This is a genomic window from Patulibacter sp. NPDC049589, assembly GCF_040675535.1.
Taxonomy (GTDB): Bacteria; Actinomycetota; Thermoleophilia; order Solirubrobacterales; family Solirubrobacteraceae; genus Patulibacter.
Genome location: NZ_JBFAPC010000012.1, coordinates 25,485 through 33,955, shown reverse-complemented (window position 1 = coordinate 33,955; position 8,471 = coordinate 25,485). Strand labels below are relative to the sequence as shown.

7 protein-coding genes are annotated in these 8,471 nt (G+C 77.1%); 3 read left to right on the top strand and 4 right to left on the bottom strand.

Going from position 1 to position 8,471, the window contains the following annotated elements; genetic code table 11:
* The first annotated feature begins 156 nt into the window (after positions 1-156).
* The 3 genes from AB0L40_RS03845 (at position 157) to AB0L40_RS03835 (ending at position 3,886) form a co-directional block, all read left to right on the top strand.
* A complete protein-coding gene (locus AB0L40_RS03845) occupies positions 157-840 on the top strand; it encodes a response regulator transcription factor (protein WP_364349429.1) in 684 nt (227 codons plus the stop codon).
* On the top strand, positions 837-2,231 hold the full coding sequence (locus tag AB0L40_RS03840) for an ATP-binding protein (protein ID WP_364349426.1): 1,395 nt from the start codon (positions 837-839) through the stop codon (positions 2,229-2,231). Before AB0L40_RS03845 ends, AB0L40_RS03840 begins: the two co-directional genes overlap by 4 nt.
* A gap of 1,019 nt (positions 2,232-3,250) precedes the next feature.
* Positions 3,251-3,886 (top strand): PepSY domain-containing protein, encoded by a 636-nt coding sequence (locus AB0L40_RS03835; protein WP_364349423.1) that lies wholly within the window; start codon positions 3,251-3,253, stop codon positions 3,884-3,886.
* A gap of 259 nt (positions 3,887-4,145) precedes the next feature.
* On the opposite strand, the gene AB0L40_RS03830 is transcribed toward AB0L40_RS03835, so the two are convergent.
* The 4 genes from AB0L40_RS03830 to hisC form a co-directional block, all read right to left on the bottom strand.
* The gene (locus AB0L40_RS03830; protein ID WP_364349420.1) at positions 4,146-4,568 is read right to left on the bottom strand and encodes a hypothetical protein; all 423 of its coding nucleotides are present in this window, start codon (positions 4,566-4,568) and stop codon (positions 4,146-4,148) included.
* A gap of 317 nt (positions 4,569-4,885) precedes the next feature.
* Positions 4,886-6,733, bottom strand: coding sequence for a glutaminase A (gene glsA / locus AB0L40_RS03825; RefSeq protein ID WP_364349417.1), 1,848 nt, complete (start codon positions 6,731-6,733; stop codon positions 4,886-4,888).
* An 87-nt stretch (positions 6,734-6,820) separates the two neighbouring features.
* Positions 6,821-7,153: a hypothetical protein gene (locus AB0L40_RS03820; protein WP_364349414.1), complete on the bottom strand. Its 333-nt coding sequence runs from the start codon at positions 7,151-7,153 to the stop codon at positions 6,821-6,823.
* A 166-nt stretch (positions 7,154-7,319) separates the two neighbouring features.
* Entirely contained in the window at positions 7,320-8,429 is a 1,110-nt protein-coding gene (gene hisC, locus AB0L40_RS03815) for a histidinol-phosphate transaminase (RefSeq protein ID WP_364349411.1), read from the bottom strand.
* Positions 8,430-8,471: the final 42 nt, after the last annotated feature.

The following is an 8,471-nucleotide window of genomic DNA, read 5'->3' as shown; positions in this document are numbered from 1 at the left end:
AGGAGGTACCCAACTCGACGCGATGCGGTCCCGCGTCGTCAGGCGCCGGGTGCGCATCGGGTTCGGTACCCAGGAGGTACCCAACTCGACGCGATGTCCCGGCTGGCGAGCGTATGCGCGCCACGTCCCGGCCCGGACGCACTACCGTCCTCCCCCGTGCGCCTGTTGATCGTCGAGGACGAGGCGAAGCTCGCGACGCTCCTGGCGCGCGGGCTCCGCGAGTCCGGACACGCCGTCGACCTCGCCGGCACCGGCGAGGAGGCGCTGTGGCGGGCCGGCTCGACCGCCTACGACGTCGTCGTCCTCGACGTCGGCCTGCCGACGATCGACGGCTTCGAGACCTGCCGCCGGCTGCGCGCCGACGGCGTGCGGACGCCCGTCCTGATGCTGACGGCGCGCGGCGAGGTCGAGGACCGGATCGCCGGCCTGGACGGCGGCGCGGACGACTACCTCGTCAAGCCGTTCGACTTCGGCGAGCTCGAGGCGCGGCTGCGGGCGCTCGGGCGGCGCGGCCCGGCGACGCTGGACCCGGTGCTCGTCGCGGGGCCGCTGCGGGTGGATCCGGCGGCCCGCCGGGCGTGGCACGGCGAGGAGGAGCTCGACCTGTCGGCGAAGGAGTTCGCGCTGCTGGAGGCGCTCGCCCGCCGGCCCGGCGAGGCCCTGGACCGCCGGGCGCTGCTGGAGGCGGCGTGGGACGACGCGTACGACCCGCGCTCCAACGTCGTGGACGTCTACGTCGGCTACCTCCGGCAGAAGGTCGACCGGCCGTTCGGGACCACCCTGATCGCCACCGTGCGCGGCGTCGGCTACCGGCTCGACGCCGACGGGGATCCCGCGTGAGCCGCCTGTCGGTGCGCCTGCAGGTGGTCGTCGCGTCGACCCTGGCGATGGCGCTCGTCCTCGCCGGGCTCGGGGCGTTCCTGCGCGGCCAGGTCACCGGCGGGCTCGACGACGGCCTGGACCGGACGCTGGAGGGCCGGGTCGCGGACGTCGCCGGATCGCTCGTCGCGGGCCGTTCCCCCGCCGCCGCGGTGCCCGCCGGCGAGGCCGACGAGGACGCCGTGGCGGTCCAGGTGCTCGACCGCTCCGGCCGGGTCCTCGCGGCGAGCCCGGGACTGGCCGCCGCCCCGCTGCTGGACGCCGGCGAGCGCGGCCGGGCCGCGGGGGACGACGTCACCGTCCCCCGGCGCGACGTCGGGCTGCGCGACGACGACGGCGACACCGACCGGTTCGCCGCCCGGATCCTGGCGCGCCCGGTCGACGACGACCGCGCCGACCTGCCGATCGTCGTGGCGGCCGTCTCGACGGACGAGCGCGACGCGGCCGTCCGCTCGCTCGACACCGCGTTGCTCGTCGGCCTGCCGGTCGCGGTCCTGCTGTCCGCCGTGCTCGGCTGGGGCCTCGCCGCAGGGGCGCTGCGGCCGGTCGAGGCGATGCGCCGGCGGGCCGAGGGCATCGCCGGGCCGTCGGACGAGCGGCTGCCGGTGCCGCCCTCCCGCGACGAGATCGCCCGCCTCGGCCGGACCCTGAACGCGATGCTCGACCGGCAGGCGGAGGGCTTCCGCCGCGAGCGCGCGTTCGCGGCCGACGCCAGCCACGAGCTGCGGACCCCGCTGACGATCCTGCGCACCGAGCTCGACCTGGCCGGGCGCGGCGAGCGGGACGCCGACGCGCTGCGCGCCGCCCTCGCGTCCGCGTCGGACGAGACCCGGCGCCTCGAACGCCTGGCGGAGGACCTGCTGGTCCTGGCGCGCGCCGAGGCCGAGCGCCCGGACGACCGCGCCGAGGTCCGGCTGCGGCCGCTGCTCGAGGACGTCCGCGACCGCTGCTCCGGCGCGTTCGCCGCGGAGGGCCGGGCCCTCGAGGTGACGATCGATCCCCGTGCCCCGGACGGCGTGGCCGCGCGCCGCGGCGACCTGGCCCGCGCGCTGACGGGGCTCGCCGAGAACGCGCTGCGCCACGGCGCCGGTGACACCGAGCTGCACGTCGGTGCGGTCCCCGACGCTCAGGTCCGGCTGCACGTGCTCGACCGCGGGCCGGGCGTGCCGGACGACCTGCGGGGCCGCGTGTTCGACCGCTTCGTGACCGGCGCCGGGGACCGGCGGGAACGACGCGGGACCGGGCTGGGCCTCGCGATCGTCGCGGCCGTCGCCGAGGCCCACGGCGGCCGGGCGGGCGTCGAGGACCGCGACGGCGGCGGGACGGACGCCTGGTTCTCGGTGGGCGGCTGACGGAGAGGCGGGTGCCCGTCCCGGCGGCGGGCGGGGTGGACGCCTGGTTCTCCGTCGGCGGCTGACGGAGAGGCGGTCGCTTCTTTCGCCGGCTGGCCGACGGGCGCACGAGCGCCTGGCTCGCCGTGGGCGCCCGACTGCGACACGGACACCTCGATCGCCCTACTGGGCCACAGGTGGCACGAACGGCGGGCGCACCGTGGGCGGCTGGCGGCAACACGGGCATCCCCGATCACCGCCCCGGCCGACGCGTGACGCGGACCCGCGAACGCCCTCCCGGCGGCAGGCAACGCGGACGGCCCGATCGGCCTCCCTGCCGACGGACAACGCCGACGGACAACGCCGACGCTTCCACCGCCGGCCCCGGCCGGCCGGCGGCCGGGATCGGCGGGCGGGACGGCCGAGGATCGGGGGGCAGGACGGCCGGGAATCGGCGGGCAGGACGGCCGAGGATCGGCGGGCGGGACGGCCGAGGATCGGCGGGCAGGACGGCCGGGAATCGGCGGGCAGGACGGCCGAGGATCGGCGGGCAGGACGGCCGGGAATCGGCGGGCAGGACGGCCGGGAATCGACAGGCAGGACGGCGGGCAGGGCGCTCGACGTCGGGGCCCGCGCACGGGCGTCGGTCACGCCGGAGACGCATGCGCCCCGAGGCGCTATGTCGCTGGTGAATGGATCCAATCACCAGCGAGATACGCCCGGGGAGGCGCACGTGGTCGCCTGGACGTGCGGGCAGCTGGTCGCGCGACCCGGCAGCGGGGCGAGCGGGCGGGAACGGGCCGGCCGGAACGGGCAGACCAGGACGGACGGCGGCCGCATGCCCCGGGGCGGGCGGGTCGGTGGACGACGGGTGACTGGCTGCCCCGGCCGCCGAGGCGACGGGTGCGCCGTGGACCGGGCGGCTCTCATCGAACGCTCATGTGCCCCTCCCTAGCCTCGGTCCCGAGCGGTGCCCAGGGTCCCCGGCACGACCGGCCCGGACCCGACCACCGCTGAGATCCCCGAACGAGGAGCCGTCCATGATCCGCCCCCGCACCGCCCTGACCGTCACCGCCATCGCCGCCGTCACCGCGGCGGGCGGCGCCGCCGTCGCCGGCGCCGTCGACCGGCCCGATGCGGGCGGCACGTCGTCCGGCGTGGTCGTGCCCGCCGCCGGTCCGGCCGTGGTCTCCCCGGCCACCGGCGCGACGGCCGCTCCGACCGCCCACGTCCCCGCCACCCCGCGGGCCGCCCACGCCGGGGACGACGGCCTGACCCACGCCCAGGCGACGAAGGCCCGTGCCGCGGCGCTGCGCGCCGTCTCCGGCCGGGTGACCCAGATCGAGCGGGACGCCGACGGCGGCCGCGTCACCTACGACGTCACCGTGCTCACGAAGGCCGGGAAGGCCCGCGAGGTCCACCTCGATCGCGCGTTCCGCGCCACCCGGACCACGAACGAGGACCGCGACGGCCTGACGTACGCGACGGCCGGCAAGGCCGCGAGCGCCGCGACCAAGCGCGTCAAGGGCCTCGTCACCGGCATCGACGTCGAGGACGAGGGCCGCGCCCGCTACGAGGTCGAGGTCCTGACGTCCTCGTCCGTCGAGCGCACGGTGCGGCTCACCGCGTCGTACGCCGTCGTCACCGGTGGCGGGGACCACGACGGCGACGACTGACCGCCGCGGCCGGTCCGACCCGGCCCCGTCGAGTTCGGTACCCCGGAGGTCCACAACTCGATGAGACGCTCCGTCCCGCCCGATCCGGACCCGGCCCCCGTCGAGTTGGGTACCCCGGAGGTCCACAACTCGACGAGACGCTCCGTCCCGCCCGACAGGATCCGTCGGCCGCCGAGGTCCGTACCCGAGGCGTTCCGACCTCGATGGGACTTCCGCGTCTCCGTGCGGCCGGGCCGGGCCGCGACCCTGCCGGCGTCCGTCAGGCGCGGTGCACGCCGCCCGGCGCGCCGTCCACCACGGGCGCGCGCAGCAGGCGGGCACGCAGCGCCGCCGTCACGTGGCGGCGGTCGGCGACCTCGTTGCGAGCGTCCTCCCCCTCGTCGCGCTCGAGGCCGAACGGGCCCTGCTCCCAGCGGTCGAGGTCCTCGCCGCGGCCGATCGCGCGGACGGCGCGGTCGCGGACGTCGACCTCCAGCGCCCCGGCCCGCAGCTGGAGCGCGGCCAGCGCGATCCAGAAGGCGGCCGCGAGCGCCACGGAGCCCGCGACCTCGTCGAGCCAGTCCTCGACCAGGCGGCGCGTGGCGCGGGCGGGCGTGGCGCCCCCGGCGAGGGCGGCCTCCCAGTCCCCGCGCACGTCGGCGGCCAGGTCGTCGTCGAACAGGCCGGATTCCCAGGCGTCCATCGTGGAGCCGACGGTAGGCCGCCCCGCGCGCCGGGGTGGGAACGTCCTGTGACCGCCGGACCCGCGGTCCGTCGGCCGCGGCGTCGCGCGAGGGCCCGGAGGGATCGTCGGCAGTCGGGGATCCGTCGGCTGTCCGGGACCCGTCGGCTGTCCGGGACCCGTCGGCTGTCCGGGACCCGTCGGCCGTCCGGGACCCGTCGGCCGTCCGGGACCCGTCGGCCGTCCGGGACCCGTCGGCTGCCGGAATCCCCAGGCCGCAGCGATCCGTCGGCCGTCCGACACCTGCCGGCGCCCGCCGGCAGGGTCGCGCGAGCGCCTCAGGCCGGCGACGGCACCGGCTCGCCGCCGGCCCCCGCCAGCGTGCGCGTCGCGATCGCCCGAGCTGCGCGGCCGTCGGTCTCGAAGATCCGCGTCACGACGCCCTCGACGACGCCGAGCCGCACGGCCGGCGCCTCGGCGCCGAGGACCGCGAACGCCTCGGGGTCCAGGACGAGCAGGTCGACCGGGCCGTCGGCGTGGACGTCGGCCGCGTGCGGGCGGCCCGCCACGAGCGCCAGCTCGCCGAAGCTCATGCCCGCCGACAGGGTCGCGACGCGGCGCGGCCGGCCGTCGGGGCCGTCGACGCTGACCGTCACGCGGCCGGAGAGGATCAGGTGGATGCCGACCGGCGCGTCGCCGCGGCGCGCCAGCACGTCGCCCGCCGCGGCCGTCCGCGGCCGCAGGAGTTCCCGGAGCACGGCGAGCTGGCCGGCGTCCAGGCCCGCGACGAGCGGGTGGTCCTCCAGCGCGACGTGCTCGAGGCTGCAGGTCGGCGAGCCGTAGCGGGCAAGCAGGTCGTCCTCGCACCACTCGACCGCCCCGTCGAGGCCGCCGTGGCGCGGCGGCCAGGACTGGTCGTCGTGCTCGGGCTCGGGCAGCACGCCATCGGGGTCGACGATCGAGACCTCGCAGCCGGAGGCGCGCAGCCGCTCGCGCAACTCGGCGAGCATCCGGCGCGCGACCCCGGCGACCTCGTCGACGCGGCGCAGGTCGAGGACGAGCAGCTCGAGGTCGTCGCTGCGGCGCGCGATCTCGCGCACCACGGTCTCGGCGCCGGCGAAGCGCAGGTCGCCGTGGAGCGCGTAGATCCGGGCGCGGCGGCCATGCTCCCGCAGGACGCCCTCCTCCTCGGGCGTGCGGCGCCGGCGCGACGGCCGGTCGACCAGGTCCCAGGACGCGCGGACCGCCGAGCGGGCGCCGCGGGACACGTGGAGGAAGTGCAGCTCGAGCTCGCGGGAGAGCCGGCGGCAGGCCTGCACGCCGCGGACGCTGTTGCCGTGGATGTCCAGCCGGGGTGAGAAGACCGCGACGCCGATCTGGCCCGGCAGCACGGCGAGCACGCCGCCGCCGACGCCGCTCTTGGCGGGCATGCCGACGCCGCTGACCCAGTCCCCCGCGCCGTCGTACATGCCGCAGGTCGTCATCACCGAGAGCACGCGCTCCACGAGGTGCGGCGCCAGGACCTGCTCACCGGTCAGCGGCTGGATGCCGTTGTTGGCGAGCGTGGCGGCCATCATCGCCAGGTCCCGGGCGTCGACGAGCAGCGAGCACTGGCGGAAGTAGCGGTCGACGACGGGCTCGGGGTCGTCCTCGAGGATCGAGACCGTTCGCAGCATGTGGCCGATCGCGCGGTTGCGGTGGCCGGTCCGGCGCTCGGACTCGTAGACCGCCTCGTCCAGCTGCAGCTCGCGGCCGGCGTAGGCGGAGTAGGCGCGGCGGATCCGCTCGAACGTCGCGGCGTCGTCGTCGCCGGCCACCAGCGACGCGGCGGTGATCGCGCCGGCGTTGATCATCGGGTTGCGCGGGCGGCCGGACTCGCGGTCGAGGCTGATCTCGTTGAACGCGTCGCCGGAGGGCTCGACGCCGACCTTCGCGTCGACGGCCTCCAGGCCGCGGTCGGCGAGCGCCAGGCCGTACGTGAACGGCTTGGAGATCGACTGGATCGTGAACGGGACGCGCGAGTCGCCGGCCTCGTAGACGTAGCCGTCGGCGCTGGCGACGCACACGCCGAAGCGGTCGGGCTCGGCGGCCGCGAGCTCGGGGATGTAGTCGGCGACCGCGCCGGAGCGGTCCGCGGTGCAGTCCCCCAGGATCGATTCGATGTAGTCCTGGACGACCGAGCGCACCGCCGCAACCTAGTCCACGGGCGCGCCGGCGGGTCGGGCACGGCCGGTCCGTCGCGCCGGCGGGCGACCGGCGCGTCCCCGGGGTGGTCAGCGGGGCAACGCGCGCAGGCAGCCCTTGCGGGCCGCCGCGCGGGTGTCCTCGTCCCAGTCGCCCCAGTAGGACTTGGCGTACGCCACGCTGATCGTGCGGCGGTCGGGGCGGGAGCCGCGGTCGATGTCGTCGATGATCTCGGCGCGGTCCTCGCGGCAGGCGAAGTACGAGCTCTCGCACGTCTCGCGCCGCGGCGTCGGGTAGTCGCGGCAGGTGACGGACGCGGGGTCCGTCGCGGCGACGGTGGCCGTCGGTGGGCGCGAGTCGTCGCCGCCGCAGCCGGCCAGGACGAGGGCGGCGAGGGCCGCGGGAGGGAGGAGTCGAAGCACGCCGGCGGTCGTCGGGGCCGCCCTCCGTGTGAGCGCGGTCACGGAAAGGGTAGTCGACGACGACGGCGCGATTCGTCCGGCCCACCGACCGCCCCGGACGGACCGACCGAGCCCGGGCGCCCGGGTCGCGCGGTCGCACCGCGGGCCGGAGCCCCGGGCCGGACGCTCAGGCCAGCGCGGCCCGCAGCTCGGTCAGGAAGCGCTCGTTCTCCTGCGGCGTGCCGTAGGTGACCCGCAGCGCGCCGGCGCGGCCGAGGGCGCCGCCGGAGCGGACGAGGACGCCGGCGTCGCGCAGGGTCCCGATGACGTGGGTCTCCAGCGCGCCGCGCTCGTCGTCGGAGGCGCCGGCGGGGGCCGGCAGGTCGAACCAGCTGAAGTTCGCCTCCGATGCGGCGGGCTCGATGCCCAGCGCCCGCAGGCCGTGGGCGAGCGCGGCGCGGGACTCGCGGGCCTGGGCGATCCGCGCCTGCGTCGCGCCGGGGTGGCGCAGGGCCTCGGTCGCCGCGGCGGCCGCGGCGACGTTGACGACGAACGGCTGGCGGACGCGCTCGACGGCGGCGACGAGCTCCGGTGAGCTGCAGAGGCCGTAGCCGACCCGCAGCCCGGCGAGGCCGTAGAGCTTGGAGAACGTCCGCAGCAGCATCAGGTGCGGGTGCTCCTGCAGCAGCGGGACCGAGTCCTCGGGCCGGTACTGCTCGGCGAACTCGATGTAGGCCTCGTCGAGGAGGACGACGACGTCCTCGGGGACCTTCGCGAGGAACGCGCGGATCTCGTCGAGGCCGACGGCGGTCGACGTCGGGTTGTTCGGGTTGCAGACGATGACGAGACGTGTCTTGTCGGTGATCGCGGCGGCGAGCGCGTCGAGGTCGTGGCGGTGGTCGCCGTCGAGCGGGACGCGGATCGCGGTCGCGCCGGAGGCGGCCTCGAGGTGCGGGTAGACCGAGAAGGCCGGCCAGGCGTAGACGAGCTCGGAGTCGTGGTCGAGCAGCGCCTCGCCGAGGGCCAGCAGGACCTCGCAGGAGCCGTTGCCGACGGCGATCAGCGACGCGTCGACCCCGGTGTGCTCCGCCAGCGCCTCGCGCAGCGGGCGGTACGCCGGGTCCGGGTAGCGGTTGGTCGCGGCGAGCGCGGCGGCTGCCGCGGCGACGACCTCGGGCAGCGGCGGGTCGGGGCACTCGTTGGAGGCGAGGAGCGCGACGCCGTCCGGCAGGCTGTAGCCGCCCGCGGTGGGGTAGTGCGGGATCTTCGCGGCGCGGTCGGTGATCTTCAGCGGCACGGTGTGATGGTCCCACGAAGGCCCCGCGGACCGCTGTCCGGC

What these genes read in the sequence shown, in the direction of transcription:
- AB0L40_RS03835 (WP_364349423.1), top strand. Translation starts at nt 3,251, where the DNA reads ATGATCCGCCCCCGCACCGCCCTGACCGTCACCGCCATCGCCGCCGTC.
- AB0L40_RS03830 (WP_364349420.1), bottom strand. Translation starts at nt 4,568, where the DNA reads ATGGACGCCTGGGAATCCGGCCTGTTCGACGACGACCTGGCCGCCGAC.